11 protein-coding genes and 1 pseudogene are annotated in these 22,682 nt (G+C 67.6%); 6 read left to right on the top strand and 6 right to left on the bottom strand.

What is annotated here, in order from left to right; all coding sequences use genetic code 11:
* Positions 1-497: 497 nt before the first annotated feature.
* The 4 genes from D7X32_RS32180 to D7X32_RS32165 all read left to right on the top strand — a co-directional run bounded on the left by D7X32_RS32180 (position 498) and on the right by D7X32_RS32165 (position 6,518).
* Positions 498-2,561: a PrkA family serine protein kinase gene (locus tag D7X32_RS32180; RefSeq protein ID WP_120606397.1), complete on the top strand. Its 2,064-nt coding sequence runs from the start codon at positions 498-500 to the stop codon at positions 2,559-2,561.
* Between the two features lie 32 nt (positions 2,562-2,593).
* Positions 2,594-3,703 carry a DUF444 family protein gene (locus D7X32_RS32175; RefSeq protein WP_120529160.1) on the top strand — a complete coding sequence of 370 codons (1,110 nt, stop codon included), beginning with the start codon at positions 2,594-2,596 and terminating at the stop codon, positions 3,701-3,703.
* Between the two features lie 36 nt (positions 3,704-3,739).
* Entirely contained in the window at positions 3,740-5,233 is a 1,494-nt protein-coding gene (locus tag D7X32_RS32170) for a SpoVR family protein (protein WP_120606396.1), read from the top strand.
* A gap of 94 nt (positions 5,234-5,327) precedes the next feature.
* Positions 5,328-6,518 carry a peptidoglycan DD-metalloendopeptidase family protein gene (locus D7X32_RS32165; protein WP_120606395.1) on the top strand — a complete coding sequence of 397 codons (1,191 nt, stop codon included), beginning with the start codon at positions 5,328-5,330 and terminating at the stop codon, positions 6,516-6,518.
* A 71-nt stretch (positions 6,519-6,589) separates the two neighbouring features.
* Here the strand turns inward: D7X32_RS32165 and D7X32_RS32160 are convergent, their stop codons facing one another.
* Positions 6,590-7,177, bottom strand: a complete 588-nt coding sequence (locus tag D7X32_RS32160; RefSeq protein WP_120606394.1) for a DUF2378 family protein — start codon at positions 7,175-7,177, stop codon at positions 6,590-6,592.
* A 277-nt stretch (positions 7,178-7,454) separates the two neighbouring features.
* On the opposite strand from D7X32_RS32160, the gene D7X32_RS32155 reads away from it, so the two are divergent.
* Positions 7,455-9,962 (top strand): glycogen/starch/alpha-glucan phosphorylase, encoded by a 2,508-nt coding sequence (locus D7X32_RS32155; RefSeq protein WP_120606393.1) that lies wholly within the window; start codon positions 7,455-7,457, stop codon positions 9,960-9,962.
* Positions 9,963-10,016: 54 nt separating this feature from the next.
* Here the strand turns inward: D7X32_RS32155 and D7X32_RS32150 are convergent, their stop codons facing one another.
* From D7X32_RS32150 to dnaE, 5 genes are all read right to left on the bottom strand, one after another.
* Positions 10,017-11,969, bottom strand: a complete 1,953-nt coding sequence (locus tag D7X32_RS32150; protein WP_120606392.1) for a M3 family metallopeptidase — start codon at positions 11,967-11,969, stop codon at positions 10,017-10,019.
* 193 nt (positions 11,970-12,162) lie between these two features.
* Positions 12,163-12,585, bottom strand: coding sequence for an Ig-like domain-containing protein (locus D7X32_RS32145; RefSeq protein ID WP_120606391.1), 423 nt, complete (start codon positions 12,583-12,585; stop codon positions 12,163-12,165).
* A gap of 151 nt (positions 12,586-12,736) precedes the next feature.
* Positions 12,737-17,686 (bottom strand): lamin tail domain-containing protein, encoded by a 4,950-nt coding sequence (locus D7X32_RS32140; RefSeq protein WP_147450348.1) that lies wholly within the window; start codon positions 17,684-17,686, stop codon positions 12,737-12,739.
* Positions 17,687-17,811: 125 nt separating this feature from the next.
* Complete coding sequence (locus D7X32_RS32135; protein ID WP_120606389.1) at positions 17,812-18,615, bottom strand: SDR family oxidoreductase; 804 nt, start codon at positions 18,613-18,615, stop codon at positions 17,812-17,814.
* Positions 18,616-18,636: 21 nt separating this feature from the next.
* Positions 18,637-22,182, bottom strand: coding sequence for a DNA polymerase III subunit alpha (dnaE, locus tag D7X32_RS32130; protein ID WP_120606388.1), 3,546 nt, complete (start codon positions 22,180-22,182; stop codon positions 18,637-18,639).
* A gap of 236 nt (positions 22,183-22,418) precedes the next feature.
* Here dnaE and D7X32_RS32125 point away from each other — a divergent pair.
* Positions 22,419-22,682, top strand: a pseudogene (locus tag D7X32_RS32125) (sulfatase family protein); the annotation flags it as partial.

Below are 22,682 nucleotides of genomic sequence, written 5' to 3'. Positions count from 1 at the left end.
CCTGCCCCCAGCGCCCCTGTGCGCCAATTCCCCGGGCAGCGGCGGATTCGCGCCGTTACGCACCCTTCTGGGCGGGACGGAACCGGTGCGCCGGCCGTCACGCCGACATGTGGAGCGGACACGGACGCCACCCCACAGTGAGGGCCTGCCCGGACGGGGTGTCCTCTAGCAGAAGCTCAAGCGTCGGGAAGTACGCGCTTGAGCGAGGTGGGACCGGACACATCGCACCGGGGGGGCTCCTCCCAGCGCGCGTCCCGGTCCTTATAATCGAAGTGCCTTTTCACCCCGTGGAGGAGGGCGGCTCCCCTCCGACACGAGCTGACGCGCGGTCCCACTCCGCGGCGGGGTCCCGAAGGGGCTGAAGCATCGCGATTGTCGTCGCCTGGGACCTCTTCGGAGTGGGTGTGGAATGGCCTTCCAGCCCTCCAGGTTCACCATGCTGGCCCCCCGGAAGCACGCGACCGTTCGCGTCCGCCTGGAGGCTACGAGGGAGAGACATGAAGGACGCTGAGAAGGGCTCGTGGGTCTCCAGAATCGCCGCGTTCCAGGACGTGAAGACCTACGCGGAACTCAACTGGGACGGCTCTTTCGAGGACTACCTCGAAATCGTCCGGAAGAACCCCAAGGTCACCCGCACCGCCTTCCAGAGGATCTACGACATGATCCTCAGCCACGGAAAGTCGGAGTACATCGACAACAAGAAGAAGCTCACCCGCTACCACTTCTTCAGTGACGAGCGCTTCGGCGGCCGGGACGCCATCTTCGGCCTGGACGTGCCGCTGATGAAGCTGGTGAACGTCTTCAAGTCCGCGGCGCAGGGCTACGGCACGGAGAAGCGCGTCATCCTCCTGCACGGCCCCGTGGGCTCGTCCAAGTCCACCATCGCCCGCCTGCTCAAGAAGGGCATGGAGGAGTACTCCAAGACGCCGGAGGGCGCCGCCTACACCTTCTCCTGGCTCACCGACAAGAAGCAGCCGGACGGCACGGTGACGAAGGAGAAGATGAAGTGCCCGATGAATGAGGAGCCCCTCAACCTCATTCCCCGCGAGTGGCGCGACAAGGTCTTCGTCGAGCTGTCCCCGCCGGAGTCCGGCTACACGATTCCCAACGGCTGCGAGCTGTGCCCTGCCTGCCGCTTCGTCTTCAAGGAGCTGATGACCCAGTACGGCGGTGACTTCGCCCAGGTCATGGGCCACGTGCACGTCAACCGGCTCATCTTCAGTGAGAAGGACCGCGTCGGCATCGGCACGTTCCAGCCCAAGGATGAGAAGAACCAGGACTCCACCGAGCTCACCGGCGACATCAACTACCGGAAGATCGCCGAGTACGGCTCGGACTCCGACCCGCGCGCCTTCAACTTCGACGGCGAGTTCAACATCGCCAACCGCGGCGTCATCGAGTTCGTCGAAGTGCTCAAGCTGGACGTCGCGTTCCTCTACGACCTGCTCGGCGCGTCGCAGGAGCACAAGATCAAGCCGAAGAAGTTCCCTCAGACGGACATCGACGAGGTCATCATCGGGCACACCAACGAGCCCGAGTACAAGAAGCTCGAGAACAACGAGTTCATGGAGGCCTTGCGCGACCGTACGGTGAAGATTGACATCCCGTACATCACCAAGCTGGCCGAGGAGGTGAAGATCTACGAGAAGGACTTCAACTCCCGCGCCATCAAGGGCAAGCACATCGCGCCGCACACGCTGGAGATGGCCGCCATGTGGGCCGTCCTCACGCGCCTGGAGGAGCCCAAGAAGCACAACCTGTCGCTCCTGCAGAAGCTCAAGCTCTACAACGGGAAGACGCTGCCCAACTTCACCGAGGACAACATCAAGGAGCTGCGCAAGGAGAGCGTGCGCGAGGGCCTGGAGGGCATCAGCGCCCGCTACATCCAGGACAAAATCTCCAACGCCCTGGTGAGCGACAAGGGCGAGGGCTGCATCAACCCCTTCATGGTGCTCAACGAGCTGGAAGCCGGCTTGAAGACGCACTCCCTCATCAACACCGAGGACGCGCGCAAGCGCATGAAGGAGCTGCTCACCACGGTGAAGCAGGAGTACGAGGACATCGTCAAGAACGAGGTCCAGCGCGCCATCAGCGCCGACGAGGACGCCATCGGCAAGCTGTGCGGCAACTACATCGACAACATCAAGGCCTTCACCCAGAAGGAGAAGGTCCGCAACAAGTACACCGGGATCTACGAAGTGCCCGATGAGCGCTTGATGCGGTCGATTGAAGAGAAGATCGACATCCCGGAGAGCCGCAAGGACGACTTCCGCGGGGAGATCATGAACTACATCGGCGCGCTCGCCGTGGAGGGCAAGACCTTCAACTACCGGACCAACGAGCGGCTGCACAAGGCGCTGGAGCTGAAGCTGTTCGAGGACCAGAAGGACAGCATCAAGCTCAAGAACCTGGTGTCCTCCGTCGTGGACAAGGAGACCCAGGAGAAGATCGACCTGGTGAAGGACCGGATGATGAAGAACTACGGGTACTGCGAGATCTGCTCCACGGACGTGCTGAACTTCGTGGCCAGCATCTTCGCCCGCGGTGACGCGAAGGAGTAACGCCAGGCCTTGCCCAAGAGGGACGTGACACCGTGACCTTGAAGATCCACCAGGACCACTCCCGCTTCAAACAGATCGTCCGCGGGAAGATCAAAGCCAACCTGCGCAAGTACGTGCAGAAGGGCGAGATGCTGGGCAAGAAGGGCAAGGATGCCATCAGCATCCCCATCCCCTTCATCGACATCCCGCGCTTCAAGTACGGCCACAAGGAGCAGGGCGGCGTCGGACAGGGTGACGGTGACGTGGGTCAGCAGCTCGGCCCCGGGGCGGTAGAGCCCGGGGACGGGCACCAGGCCGGCCAGGGCGAGGGAGACCACGCCCTGGAGGTGGACGTCACGCTGGAAGAGCTGGCGCAGATTCTTGGGGAAGAGCTCCAGCTGCCGCGCATCGAACGGCGGCAGAACGAGCGCATCGTCACGCAGAAGGTGAAGTACACCGGCGTGAACACCACGGGCCCGGAGTCCCTGCGCCACTTCAAGCGCACCTTCAAGCAGGCCCTGAAGCGTCAGATCGCCACCGGCACCTACGACCCGAAGATGCCGGTCATCATCCCCACGCGCGAGGACCGCCGCTACCGCAGCTACAAGCTGCAGGAGCTGCCGGAAACAAACGCGGTCATCATCTACATGATGGACGTGTCCGGTTCGATGGGGGACGAGCAGAAGGAGATCGTCCGCATCGAGAGCTTCTGGCTCGATACGTGGCTCAAGCACCAGTACAAGGGCCTGGAGTCGCGCTACATCATCCACGACGCGGTGGCGCGCGAAGTGGACCGCGACACGTTCTTCCACACCCGTGAATCCGGCGGGACGATGATCTCCAGCGCGTACAAGCTGTGCCGGGACATCATCCAGGCGGACTACCCGAAGAGCGCGTGGAACATCTACCCATTCCACTTCAGCGACGGGGACAACTGGAGCGCGGACGACACGCGCCAGTGCATCGAGATGCTCCGCAACGACATCCTCCCGCAGGTGAACCAGTTCGCCTACGGGCAGGTGGAGTCCCCCTACGGCAGCGGGCAGTTCATCAAGGACCTGCGCGAGGCGGTGGGTGACACGACCAACGTCGCGCTGAGCGAGATCGCGGACAAGGACGCCATCTACGCCTCCATCAAGGACTTCCTCGGCAAGGGGCGCTGAAGCGCTTCTGTCATCCCCCACCGGAGCCACCGCCCCATGCCCAAGAGCCTCACACCGCGACTCGCCGCACTCCGGGATGAAATCCACGGCTACGCCAAGGAGTTCGGCCTGGATTTCTTCGACACCGTCTTCGAGATGGTGAGCTACGACGAGATGAACATGGTGGCCGCCTACGGCGGCTTCCCCACCCGCTATCCCCACTGGCGCTGGGGCATGGAGTACGAGCAGCTGGCGAAGGGGTACGAGTACGGGCTCAGCAAGATCTACGAGCTCGTGATCAACAATGACCCCTGCTACGCCTACTTGATGGAGAGCAACCCGGAGGTGGACCAGAAGCTGGTGATGGCCCACGTCTACGGTCACTGCGACTTCTTCAAGAACAACTTCTCCTTCCGGCACACCAACCGCCGGATGATTGACGACATGGCCAACCACGCCACCCGCGTCCGGCGGTGGGTGGACAAGATTGGCGTGGAGAAGGTGGAGGACTTCATCGACCGGACGCTGTCGCTGGAGAACCTCATCGACCAGCACGCGCCGCACATCCGGCGCAACCCGGACCCGCAGCGCGCGGAGGAGGAGTCCAAGTCCAACGAACGCGTGGAGGGCTTCAAGGTGAACCGCGAATACATGCGCGGCTTCATCAACCCCTCCGAGTTCATGGACTCACAGCGCAAGCGCGCGGAAGACGAGAAGCAGCAGCGCAAGCGCTTCCCGGAGCGTCCGCAGCGCGACGTGCTCTACTTCCTCCTGGAGCACGCGCCGCTGGAGCCGTGGGAGGTGGACATCCTCTCCATCCTCCGCGACGAGGCGTACTACTTCGCGCCGCAGGGCCAGACGAAGATCATGAACGAGGGGTGGGCCAGCTACTGGCACTCCACCATCATGACCCGCAGGGCCCTCCGGGACGATGAGATCATCGACTACGCGGACCACCACTCCGGCACCATGGGCGTGCGCCCCGGCGCCATCAACCCGTACAAGCTGGGCATCGAGCTGTGGCGGGACATCGAGGACCGGTGGAACAAGGGCAAGTTCGGCAAGGAATGGGACGAGTGCGATGACCTTCGCGCGCGCCAGGCCTGGGACAAGAAGCTGGGCGCGGGGCGTGAGAAGATCTTCGAGGTGCGCAAGCACTACAACGACATCACCTTCATCGACACGTTCCTCACCGCCGAGTTCGCCCAGCAGCAGAAGCTCTTCGTCTATGGCTTCAATGACAAGCGCAACTCGTGGGAGATCCTCGACCGCGAGTTCCGCAAGGTGAAGAACAAGCTGCTCACGTCGCTCACCAACTTCGGGCAGCCCATCATCGAGGTGGTGGACGGCAACTACGAGAACCGCTCGGAGCTGCTGCTCGCGCACAAGCACGACGGGCAGGACCTGAAGGGCGACTACGCGCGGGAGACGCTGCGCAACCTCCAGAGCCTGTGGCGGCGGCCGGTGAACATCATCACCCGCTACGACGGCAAGGGGAGCCTCCTGCGCTACGACGGGCAGCACCACTCGGAAAAGAAAGTGGAGCTGTAAGGCTCACCCGGTCCAAGCAGGCAGGCGGGCGGGGAAGTGCGGTCAGGAGTTGGGCGGAGGACCAACAGTCCTCTACACTCCTGTATCGCCCCCCATGAAGACCGCCTCCCTCCTCTGCCTCGCCGCCCTTGGGGTGGCTTCGACGTCCGAAGCCGCCACCCAGTTCGAAATCAAGAACCGCCGCATCGAGCCGCGCCAGACGCTGGCGGGCGCGCTGCACGAAGCGGCGCTGCCCGACGCGCAGGTGGAGGCCGTCATCGCCGCGCTGGAGGGCGTGTTCGACTTCCGCAAGTCGCGCGTGGGCGACCAGTTCCGGCTGGTGATGCGCAACGGCGAGCTGGACTTCTTCGACTACCGCCAGAGCACCGTGGACGAGTGGCAGGTGCGCCGCGACGGGGAGAAGTACGTCGGCAGCAAGCGCTCCATCGAGGTGGAGAAGCAGGTGTCGCTCGTCTCGCTGGAGATCAACTCGTCCCTGTACGAGGCGACGCTGGCCGCGGGCGAGGACCCGTCCATCGGCCTGGTGCTGTCGGACGTGTTCGCGTGGGACATCGACTTCTACCGGGACGTGCGCAAGGGCGACAAGGCGAAGGCCCTGGTGGAGAAGTTCGTCTCCAAGGGCCGCGTGCTGCGCTACGGCGAGGTGCTGGCGGCCACGTATGAAGGCGGCCTGGTGGGCAACAAGCGCGTGTTCCGCTACGTGCTGCCCAACGGCGAGGCCAACTTCTTCCAGGAGGACGGCGCGAGCGCGAAGAAGACCTTCCTCAAGAGCCCGCTGAAGTACGCGCACGTCACCAGCAGCTTCGGTTCGCGCTTCCACCCGGTGCTCCAGTACGTGAAGAACCACAACGGCGTGGACTACGGCACGCCCATTGGCACCCCGGTGTGGGCCGTGGCGGACGGCACCGTCGTGTCCGCGGGCAACGCGGGCGCCGCCGGCAACATGGTGCTGCTGCGCCACGCCAACGGCATGGAGACGCAGTACATGCACCTGTCGCGCTTCGGTGACGGCGTGCGCGCCGGTCAGCGCGTGCGGCAGAAGCAGGTGATTGCCTACTCCGGCAACACCGGCCGCTCCACCGGCCCGCACCTGCACTTCGGCCTGAAGCGCAACGGCGCCTACGCCAACCCGCTCACCCAGAAGTTCCCCCGCGCGGATCCGCTGCCCAAGGAGCTGACGGCGGACTTCCTCGCCAAGGCGCACGACATGGCCCAGCAGATTGACGCCGTGTCCGTGGCCGCCGTCGCCGGCAAGGCGGGCCCGCCGCCCACCGCCACGAAGTAGCGCGGCCCCTTCCGCGCTGAAAGCCTGCGGGCCCCCTCCCCTTCACGGTGGAGCGGGGCCCGTCGCTTTTCTCAGCTCCACTCGATGAGGAACTCGGAGTCGCCCAGGCACCGCTCGGTGCCCCGCACGCTGCCCTCGCGGTGGAGCGCGGTGAGGACGCCGCCGAGGATGCCCTCGTGGACCTCCACGGGCAGCAGGTCGTCCTTGAAGGCGAGCCGCACGCGCTTGTCGCCCAGGGCCGTGTACTCGCGCTGCCCGTAGCTCACCGCGGTGGAGTAGGAGGCGGGCGCGTTGCTGTACATGCGCTTGGGGTCGCCGGCTCCGGCGGTGAGGCGCAGGAGCGTCTGCCCCACCGTGGACTCGAAGAACGTCCCGACAATGGCCTCCCCGCACGCCCGCAGGGCCAGGTCGCGCGTGCCGTATTCGGACTGGAGCGCTTCGGAGGCGAAGGCAATCAGGCGCAGGAAGTCCACCGCCGGGTAGGAGAAGAAGTCCACCGGGCTTCGCTGCATGAGCGGCGCGCGCAGGCGCTCCGCGGCGTCGCGCCCCAGCCGCTGGTGCGTCAGCCGCAGCACCGCCGCGAAGCTCAGCCCCCGCACGGTGTCCCCTGGCCGGGTCAGGGCAATGCGCTGCTCCAGGTCATCCAGGGGGAGGGACATTCGCGTGCGTTGTACTCCAATTCCGCGCGTTCCCGGTTCCTCTCCCGAGGAGGCTTCACATGTCTGTCATTCCCTGGGGCCGCGTCGCGTCACGGCGGGTCGCGGGGCACCTTCCCTCCCTGGCGGGGGAAGCGGCCGACCCCGTGCGAGAGACGTGGGTTTCCCCTGCCCTGGGCTGTCGTGACACGGTAGCCTTCCGTCATGGACGTCCCGCGTCAAAGCGCGGGCGTTCCCGGCTGTACTTCAACCCCTTCGCGACCTTCGAGACGACCGACTTATGGCTCCTCCCGCCTCCGCGCGCCCCGCACCGCCCCCGCCCTCCGCCTCGGGAACTCCCGAAGACAGCGGCCGCACCGGGCTCGACGCGGCCAGCGTCCGTCGCGGCTTCTTCGAACACGTGCGGTATTCGCGCGGAAAGAACCCGGAGACGGCCACCCCGCATGACCGCTTCATGGCCCTGTCGCTGGCCGTGCGCGACCGCCTCACGGACCGCTGGGTGAAGACGGCGCGCACCTACTACGAGCAGGACGTCAAGCGCGCCTATTACCTCTCCGCGGAGTACCTGCTGGGTCGCGCGCTGGGCAACAACCTGCTCAACCTCAACATGTACGAGGCCGCGGCCGCCGCCATGCAGGAGGTCGGCGTGGACCTGAGCCAGCTGCTGGAGATGGAGCCGGACGCGGGCCTGGGCAACGGCGGCCTGGGCCGGCTGGCGGCGTGCTTCCTGGATTCGCTGGCCACCCTGGGCTACCCGGGCATGGGCTACGGCATCCGCTACGAGTTCGGCATCTTCTCCCAGGACCTGGTGGAGGGACACCAGGTGGAGCGCGCGGACGAGTGGCTGAAGTTCGGCAACCCGTGGGAGATCGTCCGGCCGGAGAAGGCGGTGCCGGTGCGCTTCTTCGGGCGCGTGGAGCACCACCAGGGTCCGGATGGCCTTCCGGTGGCGCGCTGGGTGGGCGGAAAGACGGTCATCGGCGTGCCGTACGACACGCCCATCGCGGGCTACGGCAACAACACCGTCAACACGCTGCGGCTGTGGCAGGCGCGCGCGAGCGCGGAGTTCGACCTGCTCTTGTTCAACGCGGGCGACTACGAGCGGTCGGTGGTGGAGAAGAACGACTCGGAGGTCATCTCCAAGGTCCTCTACCCCAACGACGCGTTCCAGGCGGGCAAGGAGCTGCGCCTCAAGCAGCAGTACTTCTTCGTGGCGTGCTCCATCGCGGACATCGTCCGGCGCTACCTGAAGAACCACAACGACTTCCGTGACTTCTCCCGGAAGGTGGCCATCCAGCTCAACGACACGCACCCGGCCATTGGCGTGGCGGAGCTGATGCGCGTGCTGGTGGACGAGAAGCGCCTGCTCTGGGACGAGGCGTGGTCCATCACCCAGGAGACGTTCGGCTACACCAACCACACGCTGCTGGCGGAGGCCATGGAGCGCTGGCCGGTGTCGCTGTTCGAGCGGCTGCTGCCCCGCCACCTGGAGATCATCTTCGAGATCAACCAGCGCTTCATGCGTCAGGTGCAGATCCGCTACCCGTTCGACGTGGAGAAGCAGCAGCGGATGAGCCTGGTGGAGGAGGGCCCGGAGAAGAAGATCCGCATGGCCCACCTGGCCGTGGTGGGCAGCCACAGCATCAACGGCGTGGCCGCGCTGCACACGGACCTGCTGCGCCGGGACGTGCTGCCGGACTTCGCGCAGATGTACCCGGAGCGCTTCAACAACAAGACCAACGGCGTGACGCCGCGCCGGTGGCTGGCGTGGTGCAACCCGCGCCTGTCCAAGCTCATCACCAGCCGCATCGGTGAGGGCTGGGCCACGGACCTGGACCAGCTCCTGAAGCTGGAGGCGCACGCGGAGGACGCGGAGTTCCGCAAGGCCTTCCGCGAGGTGAAGCGCGCCAACAAGGAGGAGCTGGCCCAGCACGTGCGCGACCTGCGCTGGGTGCAGCTCAATCCGGACGCCATCTTCGACGTGCAGATCAAGCGCCTGCACGAGTACAAGCGGCAGCTCTTGGACGCCGTCCACATCGTGGCGCTGTGGATGAAGGCGCGCCGGGACCCGGCGAGCGTCATCACGCCGCGCGCGTTCCTCTTCGGCGCGAAGGCGGCGCCGGGCTACCACCTGGCGAAGCTGACCATCCGGCTCATCAACGGCATCGCGGAGGTGGTCAACAGCGACGCGGGCGCCACCGGGTTGCAGGTGGTGTTCCTGCCCAACTACCGGGTGAGCCTGGCGGAGCGCATCATCCCCGCGGCGGACGTGTCCGAGCAGATTTCGACGGCGGGCTGGGAGGCCTCCGGCACGGGCAACATGAAGTTGATGCTCAACGGCGCGCTGACGCTGGGCACGCTGGACGGCGCCAACGTCGAAATCCGGGATGCGGTGGGCGACGAGAACTTCTTCCTCTTCGGCCTCACGGCGGATGAGGTCATCGCGCGCAAGAAGGCCGGCTACAAGCCGCGCGAGGTGTACGAGTCCAACACGGAGCTGCGCGAGGCGTTGGACCTCATCCGCTCCGGCTTCTTCTCCCCGGAGGACCGCAACCTCTTCCAGCCGCTGGTGGACAGCCTGCTCAACGAGGACCGCTACCTCGTGCTGGCGGACTTCGCGGCCTACGCGGCGAAGCAGGAGGACGTGGCGCGCGCCTACAGGGACCCGGAGTCCTGGACGAAGAAGTGCATCATCAACGTCGCCCGCGCGGGCATCTTCTCCTCCGACCGCACCATCAAGCAGTACGCGGAGGAGATCTGGAAGGTGCAGCAGACGACGGTGGAGTGAGTTGAAGCCACGTGCGGCCCCGGCGCTACCGCCGGGGCCCGCCGTGCGGCCGTCCTACGCGGCCTTGTTGAGCCAGGCCTCGTACGCGCGGAAGTCGTAGTCGCGGCCCAGGAAGTGGTGCACCAGGCGGGCGGCGTCGTCGGAGCCGCCCGGCTCCAGCACCGCGCGGCGGTAGGCCTGCGCGGGCTCGGGGTTGAGCAGGCCCTTCGTCTGGAAGACCGTGAAGAGGTCCTTCGCGATGACGAGCGACCACATGTACGTGTAGTAGTTGGACGAGTACCCGTCCAGGTGCCCGAAGGTGAGGTGGAAGTACGTACCCTCCAGGTACGGGAAGGGGATGTACTGGCCCTGCAGCTCGCGCACGAGCGCGGTGGCGTCCAGGTTCTTCGGGTCGCGCCGGTACAGCTCCAGGCTGAGCGCCGCGTAGAACATCTGCTGGCGCACGAAGAGGCCCTTGCCGAACTCGTCCGCGGCGAGCATGCGCTCCACCAGGTCCGCGGGCAGCGCTTCACCCGTCTGGTAGTGCTTCGCGAAGGTCTGCAGGCACGTCACGTCGCGCGCCCACTCCTCCAGCATCTGCGACGGGGCCTCCACGAAGTCCCACTCCGTGCGCACGCCGGACAGGCCCGCCCACTGCGTGTGGCCGCCGAAGATGTGGTGCAGCAGGTGGCCGAACTCGTGGAAGAAGGTCTCCACGTCGCCATGCTGCATGAGCGCCGGCTCCGCGCCGGGCTTGGGGAAGTTGCAGATGAGCGCGCCTTCCGGAAGCCGCCGCCCTGACTTGCCGCTGGTCAGCGTGAACTGGGCCGCGTGCTTGTACTTGTCCACGCGCGGGTGCATGTCCAGGAAGAAGCGGCCCTTGAGCGTGGTGCCCTCGTAGACGTCATAGGCCTCCACGTCCGGGTGCCACACGGGCACGTCCTTCACCGGGCGGTAGGTGACGCCGAACAGGCGCGCGGTGAGATCCAACACGCCCTGCTTCACGCGCGTGTATTCGAAGTAGGGGCGCACCGTCTGCGAGTCGAAGGCGTACTGCTCCGCCTTCACGCGGTCATCCAGGTGGCCGGAGTCCCACGGGTTCACCTTGTCCGCCTTCGGGTCGTCCTTGCGCTTGCGCTCCAGCAGCACCGCGTAGTCGCGCTTCATGCGCTCTTCGGAAGCCGCGGCGATCTTCTGGATGAAGGTGCCCGCGTCCTCCGCGGTGCGCACCATCTTGTCCTCGGTGGCGTAGGCGGCCCAGTGCGGGTAGCCCAGGAGCGTGGCCAGCTCGTGGCGCTTCTGGACCAGGCTCTGGAGGACGTTCACGTTGGCGGGGTAGCCGCGCTGGCGGTTGGCGCGCCAGAGCTCTTCGCGGGCCTTGCCGTCGCGCGCGTAGGTGAGGAAGGGCACCAGGTCCGGGTAGTCCGTGGAGATGCGCACCTGGCCGTCCTCGCCGGGGGCGTGCGCGCGCACGTAGTCCTCCGGCAGGCCGTCCAGCGCGGCCGGGGGCAGCGCCACCTTGCGGGTGTCCTGGCTGATGTTGCGGCTGAACTCCTGGCCAATGCGGATGAGCTCCTCCTGGAGCGCCTTCACCTTCGCGCGGGTGGACTCGTCGCGGTCCACGCCTGCGCGGCGGAAGTCGCGCAGCACCTTCTCCATCCACTTGCGCGTGGCCGCGTCCTCGTGGGCCAGGCTCACACCCGCGAGGACGTCGTAGACGCCCCGGTCCATGCGGATGTCGTTGGCCAGGTTCTCGATGGCCTGCTCGGCGTTCTCCGCGGCTTCGCGCAGGGCGGCTTCCGGGTGGGTGTGGCGCACGACGCTGGCGCGGGCGGAGGCGTCGTCGAGCGCGGCGGAGGACTCGTCGAACAGCTCCAGCACCTCGCGGGGGGGCGTGGAGGCGGGCAGCGTCTTCAGGCGCGCGATGCCGTCGCGGGCCTTGGCCAGGGCCTCCTCGCTCGCGCGGCGGAACTCCTCCGGCGGGCAGGTGACATGGCGGGCGGCGACGGGGACCAGGGGCTCGGACATGGGGAAGGCTCCTCTCAAGCCGTGGGTGTGCGGCGAAGGGCTCAAAGCTAATGCGCCCCGCACGCCCTGGCAGCATCCGTGTTGCACGAAGCAGGCGGGTGGCGGGCAGTGGACGCCCTCCCCCGCCCCGTCCGTCCGGCGGCGGACGGGCGGGCCTCAGGCAGTCGGCCCCCGCAAGGCACCGGGGAGGGACTCACCGGAAATCGACGACCACCTGGCCGAGCTCGACCCGCACTCCATCCAGCTCGTTGACCGACACGTACAGCGTCTTGTTGCCCGGGGTGGTGGCTCGCACCTCCACACGATTCTGGCCCTGGCTGTCCGTGAGACTTTTTTCCTGCAGGAGGGTGAAGCCCTCGCCGGTGCCCACCTGCACTATCACGACGCGTCCGGACAGCGGCCTGGCGTCCTCGTTGCGCACCGTGACCGTGACGACCATGGTGTCCTGACCGTTCGCCATCAACGGATCCGTGCTCGGGGAGAGTTCCACCGAGCATTTCCCAGGGGCCACCAGGGTGGAGGGAAGCTCCGGGTCTTCTCCACAGCCCGCTGGGACTCCCAGGGCCAGCAGCCCCACCACCAGACACCGAGCCAGCAGCACGCGACGCGAAGCCATGAGCTTTCCTTCCCGGACAGCCCGCGCCCGGCATGGGCATGCGGCGGGCGGAGTCTGTCATGGGCAGGGATGCGCCAGGAACGGCGGAAGGCCGCCCCGGCGTGCGTGCCGGAGGCGGCCTTCCTGGGACTTCAGGGGCGGGACGGATGCGTCAGTAGAACTCGACCGGGCTCGTGGAGCCCTGGGGCTGCCGGGCGGCGCGGGTCACGAAGTCCACGCTGTTGTTGTCCGTGTCCTGTCCATTGCCCCGGGCGGCGTCCGCGCCGCCCACGGCCATGGTGGTGGACGTGGAGGTGGACACGGCCTTGCGCTCCAGGCTTCCGCCCACCGCGGGATGAGCCGGGGCCGCGGTGCCCTCGGGGGCATTGCCCGTTCCCCACCCCAGCTTGTCCACGTCCACGTACGTCCCGCTCACGAGCTGCTGGAGGCGGATGTGGCCGCCAGCCGTCGTGGAGGCCGAGGCGTCGAAGGTGTAGCCGACGTCCTTGGCCGCCGTGCCCGTGCCGCTGTAGTTGGCCCCGCCCAGGAGGAAGTAGCCGTGGGCGCGGATGACCTTCCCGGCGGGAATGGTGACGGTCGCGCTCCAGGTGGTCCCGGTGGCGGACTTGTAGCCCACCTGCCAGTTGGACAGGTCCACGTCTGAGTTCGTCGGGTTGTAGAGCTCGACGAATTCGTCCGTCGCGGCCGTGCCCGAGCCATTGCCGCCGCTGAACTCGCTGATGACCACGTGGCTCGTCAGCGGAGCCTTGCCCACCGTCACCGAGCCGTAGGCGCCCGCGGGCGGCACGGTCTTGCCGTTCTGGTCGCAGTACACCCACGGCTCCCCCGCGTCCGTGAACCGGTAGCGGAAGCCGTAGCTGTACGTGCCGGACGTGGGGATCTGCAGCGTCGCCTTCATCTCGTCGTCGTTGGGGTTCGACGGGCTGTAGCCCGCGTTGAAGTCCGCCGCCGTCCACGTCCAGCCCGCCGGGTTGGTGGCGTCCGTGCCGTAGCCCAGCTGCGCCTCGATGCGCGGGTAGCCGTCGTTGCCCTGCGTGTTCCGCGTCGTGACGTCGTAGCTGTAGAACTGGCTGAAGATGTCGTAGCTGCTGTTCGCTGCGATGGTCGCCGGGTAGGTGCCGTCAGGCGACGGGAACGTCTTCGGGTACTGGATGGCGCAGTAGTTGAGCGGCTTCTCCACGCTCAGGCCGCAGTCGTCGTTGGCCTGGCCGGGCGTTCCCCGGTCCCCGCCTGACAGGCTGCCGGTGGAGTCACACCAGTACCAGGCCTTCGCGCTGCCCTTCGTGCCCACGATGCTGGACGCGAGGCTCATGGCCCGGCCCGTCGTCTGCGGGAACGCGCCCGTGTACGTCAGGCTGTCCACCGTCACCGTGCCCTGCTTGAGGGTGATGCTGCCAGTGCTGTCCAGGGACACGTTCGTGCCCCAGGCGTCGTTCGCCGCCACGCCGCCGTTGCTGGCGAAGTTCGCGTTCTGCGCCAGCACGGTGCGGCCTCCCGCCGGAACCAGCAGCGCGTGGCCGTGGTTCACCGTGATGGACGACGCCGTGCCCACGCCATCCACCAGGTTCACCACCAGGCCATTGGCATCCAGCAGCTTCGACGTGGTGTTGGTCAGCTCCAGGTACTCCGTGGTGCCCGTGGACGGGGAGTGCATCACCTCCGACAGGACCAGCTCGCCCGCGCCCGGGTGCGGCGCCGTGGCGCACGCGCCCGCGTAGCAGACCGCGTCCGCGCCGGGGCAGGCCTGGAGGGTCATCTCACCGGGCTGGCAGGTCGGCTGGCCGCCCTGCACCACGCACACCGACGAGTACACCTCCAGCGAGGTGCCGTCCTCCGCGCACTGGGACGCGGGCGGCGTGCACACGTAGCCGCTGCACGGGTTGGTGGTGGCGGCGCTCGCGGTGGCCAGCGCGCTGGCGTTGTCCGCGCCGTCGAACGTCCTGAGCGCGAAGTGGTACGTCGTCCCTTCCGTCAGGCCGGAGACGGTGAAGGACTCCGCCGTGCCCGCCGTCTTCGGCGAGCCCACGCCCGTCACGAGCGTGGCCGAGCCGAAGTTGGCGTCGGTGATGGCGGACGTGGCGTAGCGCAGCTCGTAGCGCGCGGCCGTGCCCAGGACGCCGTCATCGCCCGGCGCCTGCCAGTCCAGCCAGATGCTGTCGCCGGACACAGGCGTCGCGCTGAAGCCCGCCGCGGCGGACGGCGCCTGCGCGTCGGAGATGATCAGGTCCGAGGACGTGATGTCCTGGAAGCCGTCCGCGCCCGCCTTGAGCTGGTACGTCCCCTCGTCATCGACGCTGAGGCCGCCGAAGGTGGCCACGCCCCCCACGGTGGTGCGCGTGGGGATGCCCTGGGCGAAGGTGCCGCCCACCAGCGCCAGCTGCACATCCAAGGACGCGCCGGTGACGGTGTTGCCGTGGGCGTCCTTCACCGCGACCTGGATGTCCGCCAGCTCCTGCCGCACCGAGCCCGTCGTGGGCACGGAGACGAACACCAGGTGGTCCGCGGCCGAGGGGACGATGGTGAACGTGTGCGTCGCCGTGAGCGACGGATCCGCCACGTCCTCCGCGGTGACCTCCTGGTTCCCCTCGGTGCGCAGCTCCACGCTGAAGGTGTGCCGGCCCTCGTCCAGCAGGGTGAACGTATAGGCGCCGGGCAGCACCGCCTGCGAGTCCGTGGAGGAGAACGTCACCGTGGACGCGTACTCCTTCGCCACGTTGCCGTAGGCGTCACGCGCCACCAGCTCGTAGCTCAGGGCGTCGCCCGCGGCGAAGGGGCCCGCGCCCGCGATGACCTCGAAGGACGCGGCCGTGCTGGCGCGCACGTCGGCGGTCACCGTCACGGTGAGCGCCGGGGTGGCTGCATCCGTGGCGGTGAAGGACTGCGTCCCCGCCGTCTTGAACACGAGGCCGGAGACCGTCTTCTCGCCCTCGTCCGCTGGCGTGAAGAGCTCGTCCGGAGGCAACAGCGCCTGAGCGTCCGAGGACGTGAAGTGCACCGTGCCGGCGTAGTCCTTGAGGAGGTTGCCGAAGGCATCCGTCGCGGACACGCTCACGTCGAGCGCGTCGCCCGCGTCGACCGGTGCCTGGAAGGCCGACAGCACGAGCTTCGCCGCGGCACCGGCGCCCACCGTGAAGGACTGGCTCACCTGGGTCAGAGAGCCCGCCGTGGCGGTGAACGTGAACGTGCCCGCCGTGTCCACGCGCAGGCCCTGGAAGGTGGCCACGCCGTCCACCGCCGCCACCGGCACCGCCGTGAAGCCCGCCTGACCGGTGAGGGTCAACGTCACCACGGTGGTGGCCGTGGGAACCACGTCGCCACGCGCATCCAGCAGCGACACCTTCACGGCCGCGAGCGCCGAGCCCGCGTTGCCGTTCGCCGGCTGCGTCGTGAACGCCAGCTGCGTCACCTGCGGATCCACCGTGGACACCGCGAGGCTGTCCGACCGCGTGGAGTTGCCGTGCGCGTCCGTGGCCTTCAGCGCCACGTGGTACGTCTTGCCCGCCGCGAGCCCGGAGAGGGTCGCGGACTGCACCGTGCCCGGGGGCACGGGGGCAGCGACGGTCACCGGCGTCGCCGCGTTGAAGGCCGCGTCCGTCGTGATGGCGGACGTGGAGTAGCGCAACTCCTGCGACGCGAGCTGTCCCTGCACGCCGTCATCCCCCACGCCCGTCCACTGCACGGTGAGGCCCGTCTCCGTGGCCCCTGTCTGCGTCAGCACCGGCTTCGCGGGCGCCACGTCGTCCACCACCTGCACGTCCGCGCTGTTCGCGCCCTGCAGGCCCTGCGCGGAGGCCACCAGGTGCGTGGTGCCATGTCCCGCGATGCTCACCCCCGTGAACGTCGCGACGCCATCCACCGGCGACACGTCCACGGTCCCGCCCAGCGTGAAGGCCCCCGCCGGCAGCGACAGCTTCACCGAAGGCGCGGTCACCGGCGCCTTGTTGCCGAAGGCGTCCTGCACCTCCACCTTCACGGTCCCCAGGGACGCGCGCGTCGACACGGGCGAGGCAGGCTGCTGCGTGAAGGCCAGCTTCGCGGCCGCCGCGGCGGACACGACCACCCTGGACTCGAACGAGAAGGCCCCCGCGCTGTCCGCGATCGTCAGGAACGGGCTCCCGGCCGTGCGGAAGGTGATGCCCTGGAACTTGAACTTGCCCTCGTCCGCGGCGGTGAACGTGTGGGAGGGCAGCGTCGCGGCCGCGTCCGTGGACGTCAGCTTCACCGTGCCCGTGTAGTTCGTCACCGTGTTCGAGTACGCGTCCTCGAGCGTGACCTCCAGGGTCTGCGCCACGCCTGCCGTGGCGGTATCCAGGATGCGGTCCAGCCCCAGCGCCGTCACCGCACCCGGCACCACCTTGAAGAAGGTGCTCGCGGCCGGCTCGAAGCCCGGAGCGTTGGCCATGAAGTGGTAGTTGGCACCCGCCCGCTTCAGCACCACGTCCGGGAAGGTCGCGACGCCGTTCACCGCCGCCACCGTCAGCAGGCCCTCCGGGAACACGATGCCGCCGGAGCCCAGCGACAGCGTCACCTCCGCCGTGCTGTCCGTCACCACCGCGCCCGCGCCGTCCCGCACCTCCACCACCAGGTCCTTGAGCGGCACGCCCGCGACGCCATCCGGCAGCGCCGCGCGGAACGCCAGCTTCGTCACGCTGGAGACCGGAGCGAAGTCCACCGTGGCCGTCGCGGTGAGCGACACCATCTTGCCGTCGACGTCCTTCACGGACGCCTTCACCGTCTTCACGCCCGGCACCGTGGACTTCACCCGCGCCTGCGCCACGCCGGTGATGTCAGTGGTGGCCGCCGGCTCCTGCACCGAGGCGCCCTCCCCCTCCACCGTCACCGTCACCGCGCGCCCGGACAGCCGCGAGCCGTCCGCCTTGCGCAGCGCCGTCACGGAGATGACCGCCACGTCCTGGCCGTCCGCGAGTACCCCCGTGGGCCGGTCCACCGTCACCGTGGAGGCCGCCGCGTCCACCACGCCTTCCACCTCCGTCGGCGGAGGCTGCGGCGAGGTTCCGGAATCATTGCAGCCCAGCGACAGGCCTAGACACAGCACGCTCAGCCCCAGACAGCGGGCGAGCACAGCGATACGTGGGGACATGGATGTCTCCGTCCAGCGAGCAGCCCCGCGCGGCAGCTTTCGCTTCACGCGGGGTTGCGTTGCTTTCTAGCAGACATCCTCCGGCCCCCGCTAAACAGGGCCGGAACTTTGCATACCAACTGGAATCAGCTGTTCATCGCCTGGAGCAGCGCGGCGCCGCCCAACAGGGACTGGCCGCCGTCGCAGACCATGATGGCGCCGGTGATGAAGGACGCGGCGTCGGAGGTCAGGAAGAGGGCCAGCCGGGCGATGTCGTCCGGGGTGCCGAAGCGCTGGAGCGGCAGGGCCTCCGCGAGCTTGTGGCGCGAGCCCTCGGAGGGGGCCAGGCGGCTCATACCCTCCGTGCCCTCGATGGGACCCGGGGTGATGGCATTGACGCGCACGCCCGCGCCGCCCCATTCGATGGCGAGCACGCGGGTGAGCATGTCCACGCCGGCCTTGGCGGCGCACACGTGGGCCTGCATGGCCATGGGCAGGTAGGCCTGGGGCGCGGAGATGTTGATGACGGCGGCGCCCGGCTTGCGCAGGTGTTCGAAGGCGGCGCGGGACACGTTGAAGGTGCCCAGCACGTCGATGTCCATCACCGCCTTGAAGCCGTTGGAGGACATGCCCAGCGCGGGCGCGGGGAAGTTGCCGGCGGCGCCGCACACCAGGATGTCGATTTCGCCGAACGCGTCCTTCACCTGCTGGAGGGCCTTCTCCACGGACGCGTAGTCGCGCACGTCGGCGGCCACGCCCATCGCGGTGCCGTGGGCCGCAAGGCCCTTCACCGCGCCCTCCAGCTTCTCCACGTTGCGGCCGTTGATGGCCACCTTCGCGCCCGCCTTCACGAACGCGGTGGCGATGCCGAGGTTGATGCCGCTGCTGCCGCCGGAGACGAACGCCGTCTTGCCCTTCAGCAGCCCATCCTTGAACACGCTGTCCGCCATGGAGTCGCTCCCTCTAGGAAATCAGCCGAACTCCACGACCTTCTGCCCGAAGAGCCGGTCCACCGCGAGGAGCAAATCGTCGTTCACCTGCACCTTGAGGGTGGTGCCGGAGATGTGCGCCTCCGCTTCCCCGGGGAACAGCACGCTCACCGCCACCGGCGTCGCGCCCGCGTACTTCTTCGCCAGCTCGTTGAGCTTCGCCAGCCGCTCCTCCGTGACGATCTCCGCGGGCAGGCGCAGCTCCAGGCGCTTGGTGCGCTTCTCGCGCACGGCCTTGAGGCTCTGGATGTCGTCGACGATGAGCTCCGCGGTGGGCGTGTTCTCGTCGCGCTGCGAAATCTGCACGGTGCCGGTGACGAGGATGGGGTCGTCCGACTTGAGCAGGTGCTCCCACTGCTCGTATCCCGGCTTGGGGCCCTGCTTGGACCACTTGCCGTCCTTGCCCATCACGTTGCGCGTGCCGTCCTTGCCCGGGAAGCACACCAGCTCCGTGGAGCCGGACAGGTCTTCGATGGTGACCCACGCCATGCGCTTGCCCGTCTTGGTGGGACGCTCGCGCAGCACGGTGATGATGCCCGCCACGGTGAGCTTCTCGTCGCGGCGCGCGCGCTGCACGGCGGTGATGGGCCGCGCGTAGCGCTTCAATTCCTTCTCGTACTGGTACAACGGGTGGCCGGACACGTAGAAGCCGATGGACTCCTTCTCGAAGGCCAGGCGCTCCTTCTCCGGCCACTCCTCCACCGCCGCGTAGTCGTCCTTGAGGCCGGTGCCAGCGGACGCGGGCCCCGTGAGCATGCCGAACAGCGAGCTCTGGCCCGCGGCCTTGTCCTTCTGGCTGGAGGAGCCGCGGTTCATCGCGCGCTCAATCGTGTCGAAGAGCTGCGCGCGGGGGCGCTTCTCGAAGTCGAAGGCGCCGGCCTTGACCAGCGCTTCCAGCACCTTGCGGTTGACGCGGCGGCCGTCCACGCGCTCGCAGAAGTCGAAGAGGCTCTTGAAGGGGCCTTCCTTGCGCGCCTCCAGGATGGACTCGATGGCGCCCTCGCCCACGCCCTTGATGGCGCCCAGACCGAAGCGGATCTTCCCCTCCACCGCGCCGAAGGCCAGGTCGGACTGGTTCACGTCCGGCGGCAGCACCTGCGTGCCCGACTCGCGGGCCTCGCCGATGTGCTTCACCACCTTGTCGGTGTTGTCCTTCTCGCTGGTGAGAAGGGCGGCCATGAATTCGCACGGGTAGTGGGCCTTGAGCCACGCCGTGTGGATGGTGACCAGGCCGTACGCCGCGGAGTGGCTCTTGTTGAAGCCGTACTCGGCGAACTTCTCCATCAGGTCGAAGATTTCACCCGCGACCTTCAGGTCCACGTTGTTGATCTTGCAGCCTTCGAGGAAGCCGGCCCGCTCGGCCTGCATGACCTCGGCCTTCTTCTTGCCCATCGCGCGGCGAAGGAGGTCCGCGCGGCCCAGGGTGTAGCCTCCCAGCACCTGGGAGATCTGCATCACCTGTTCCTGGTAGACGATGACGCCGTAGGTGTCCTTGAGCACCGGCTCCAGGTTCGGGTGCGGATACGCCACCTTCTCCCGGCCGTGCTTGCGGTTGATGAAGACGTCCACCATGCCGGAGTCCAGCGGACCCGGGCGGTAGAGCGCGCCGGCGGCGATGACGTCTTCGAAGCAGGTGGGCTTGAGCTTCATCACCATTTCGGTGAAGCCGCTGGACTCCATCTGGAAGACGCCGGCGGTGTCACCCTCCGCCATCAGCTGCCACATCTTCTCGTCGTGCAGCGGGATCTCGTGCCGCTTGATGTCCTTGCCGTGGTTGCGGTTCACCAGGTCCAGCGCGTGCTGGATGACGGTGAGCGTCTTCAGGCCGAGGAAGTCGAACTTCACGAGGCCCGCGGCCTCCACCTCGTCCTTGGCGAACTGGGTGATGAGGATCTTCTCACCCGGCGGCTGGTAGACGGGCACGAACTCCCAGAGCGGCTTGTCCGCGATGACCACGCCCGCGGCGTGCATGCCGGGCTGGCGGTGCAGGCCCTCCAGCGCGAGCGCGATTTCGAGCACGTCCTTGGTGGTGACGGGGTTGCCCTCCACCTCACCGATGTTCTGGGGCTTTTCGATCATCTCCTTGAGGCGAGGCTCCATTTCGATGGCCTCCTTCAAGGTGATGTTGAGGACTTCGGGCACCAGCTTGGCGATGCGGTCGCCTTCGCTGAAGGGCAGGCCGAAGACGCGGCACACGTCGCGCAGCACGCTCTTGGCCTTGAGTGAGCCGAACGTGATGATCTGCCCCACGTTCATCTCGCCGTACTTGCGGCCCACGTACTTGATGACCTCGTCGCGCCGGTCCTGGCAGAAGTCGATGTCGAAGTCCGGCATCGACACGCGCTCCGGGTTGAGGAAGCGCTCGAAGAGGAGGTTGTACGGGATGGGGTCCAGGTCGGTGATGCGCAGCGCGTAGGCCACCAGCGAACCGGCGCCGGAGCCACGGCCCGGGCCCACCGGGATGTTGTGGTCCTTGGCCCAGTTGATGAAGTCCTGGACGATGAGGAAGTAGCCGGAAAAGCCCATGCGCTGGATGACGCCCAGCTCCAGCGTGAGGCGCGCCTGGTACTGCTCGCGGTCGATGGGGTACTGGCCTTCCAGCTCCTTGAAGCGCTGGCGCAGGCCCTCGTAGGCCAGCTCCGACATGAAGGTGTCCGGCGTGTGGCCATCCGGCACCTTGAACGTGGGGAGCATGGGCTTGCCCAGCTTCAGCTCCACGTTGCACATCTCCGCGATGCGCATGGAGTTGTGCACGGCCTCCGGCGAGTCCGCGAAGAAGCCGAGCATCTCCTCCGGACTGGTGACGTAGAGCTTGTCGGTGGAGTGGCGCAGGCGCTTGCTGTCCGCCAGCGTCTTGCCGCTGGCGATGCACATGAGCAGCTCGTGCGCCTTGGCGTCCTCGCGCTTGATGTAGTGCGCGTCCGCGGTGGCGACGAGCGGGATGTCCAGGTCACGCGAGAGCTGCTTCAGGTTCTCGTTGGCCTTGTCCTGCTCGACCATGCCGTTGGACTGGACTTCCAGGTAGAAGCTGTCGGGCTCGAAGATGCCCTTGTATTCAGCGGCCACGCGGCGGGCGTTGTCCATGTCGCCGCGGAAGCACGCGCTGGTGACTTCACCGCCCAGGCACGCGGTGAGGCCGACGAGCCCCTTGCTGTGCTCCGCGAGCACCTGCTTGTCGATGCGCGGGTGGTAGTAGAACCCGTTCATGTACGCGGTGGAGGACAGGTAGCGCAGGTTCGCGTAGCCCTCCGCGTTCTTGGCCAGGAGGATGAGGTGGTGGGCCACCTTCTCCGAGCGGTCCTCGCGCCCCTTGGGCCCCGCGACGTACGCCTCCAGCCCGAGGATGGGCTTGATGCCGGCGTCCTTCGCCTTCTTGTAGAAGTCGATGGTGCCGAACATGTTGCCGTGGTCCGTCACGGCCACGCTCGACATGCCCTTTTCCTTCACCGTCTTGATGAGGTCCTTCATCCGGATGGCCCCATCCAGCAGCGAATAGAGGGTGTGGAGGTGAAGGTGGGTAAAGGACATGGGCGTTCCGGCTCCCGGGTGAAGAAAGAGGCGCCTGAACACTAGAGCCCGCAACCCCTGCTCGCCAGTCCAGTGACGGGCCTGGAAGAAAGAAGCGGGACGGGCGCGTGCGGGGCCCGGAAAACCGGCCTGGGAGACACCCGGAGCGGAATCCGTGCCCCCCGTCCGTCCGGGCGTGGGCACTCCCTCCGGCCGTGGGGTGGCCGCCGTGGGATTCGTGACCACGCTGCCCCAGGATGCCCACCTTTGCCCGTACACCGCCGACGCTCGCGCGCGCCCTCCTGCTGGGCTGCCGGGCGGGCCTGCTCGTCTTCCTGGCGCTCTACACGCTCTGTGCCCTGCTGAACATGCAACTGGGTTACCAGGGGAACGAGAGCGGCGTCGTCACGGAGTACGTGTGGAGTGCGTGGCGCGGCGTGGTGCTGTGGCAGGTGGCGCGGCTCCTTGGCGCGTACTGCGCGGTGGGGCTGGTGCTGGGGGCGCTGCTGGGGGCCGGGCTG

The sequence above is a fragment of the Corallococcus carmarthensis genome, assembly GCF_003611695.1.
GTDB classification, from domain to species: Bacteria; Myxococcota; Myxococcia; order Myxococcales; family Myxococcaceae; genus Corallococcus; species Corallococcus carmarthensis.
This window is presented reverse-complemented; position numbering and strand designations above follow the sequence as displayed.

What these genes read in the sequence shown, in the direction of transcription:
- D7X32_RS32180 (WP_120606397.1), top strand. Translation starts at nt 498, where the DNA reads ATGAAGGACGCTGAGAAGGGCTCGTGGGTCTCCAGAATCGCCGCGTTC.
- D7X32_RS32170 (WP_120606396.1), top strand. Translation starts at nt 3,740, where the DNA reads ATGCCCAAGAGCCTCACACCGCGACTCGCCGCACTCCGGGATGAAATC.
- D7X32_RS32165 (WP_120606395.1), top strand. Translation starts at nt 5,328, where the DNA reads ATGAAGACCGCCTCCCTCCTCTGCCTCGCCGCCCTTGGGGTGGCTTCG.
- D7X32_RS32160 (WP_120606394.1), bottom strand. Translation starts at nt 7,177, where the DNA reads ATGTCCCTCCCCCTGGATGACCTGGAGCAGCGCATTGCCCTGACCCGG.
- D7X32_RS32155 (WP_120606393.1), top strand. Translation starts at nt 7,455, where the DNA reads ATGGCTCCTCCCGCCTCCGCGCGCCCCGCACCGCCCCCGCCCTCCGCC.
- D7X32_RS32150 (WP_120606392.1), bottom strand. Translation starts at nt 11,969, where the DNA reads ATGTCCGAGCCCCTGGTCCCCGTCGCCGCCCGCCATGTCACCTGCCCG.
- D7X32_RS32145 (WP_120606391.1), bottom strand. Translation starts at nt 12,585, where the DNA reads ATGGCTTCGCGTCGCGTGCTGCTGGCTCGGTGTCTGGTGGTGGGGCTG.
- D7X32_RS32140 (WP_147450348.1), bottom strand. Translation starts at nt 17,686, where the DNA reads ATGTCCCCACGTATCGCTGTGCTCGCCCGCTGTCTGGGGCTGAGCGTG.
- D7X32_RS32135 (WP_120606389.1), bottom strand. Translation starts at nt 18,615, where the DNA reads ATGGCGGACAGCGTGTTCAAGGATGGGCTGCTGAAGGGCAAGACGGCG.
- dnaE (WP_120606388.1), bottom strand. Translation starts at nt 22,182, where the DNA reads ATGTCCTTTACCCACCTTCACCTCCACACCCTCTATTCGCTGCTGGAT.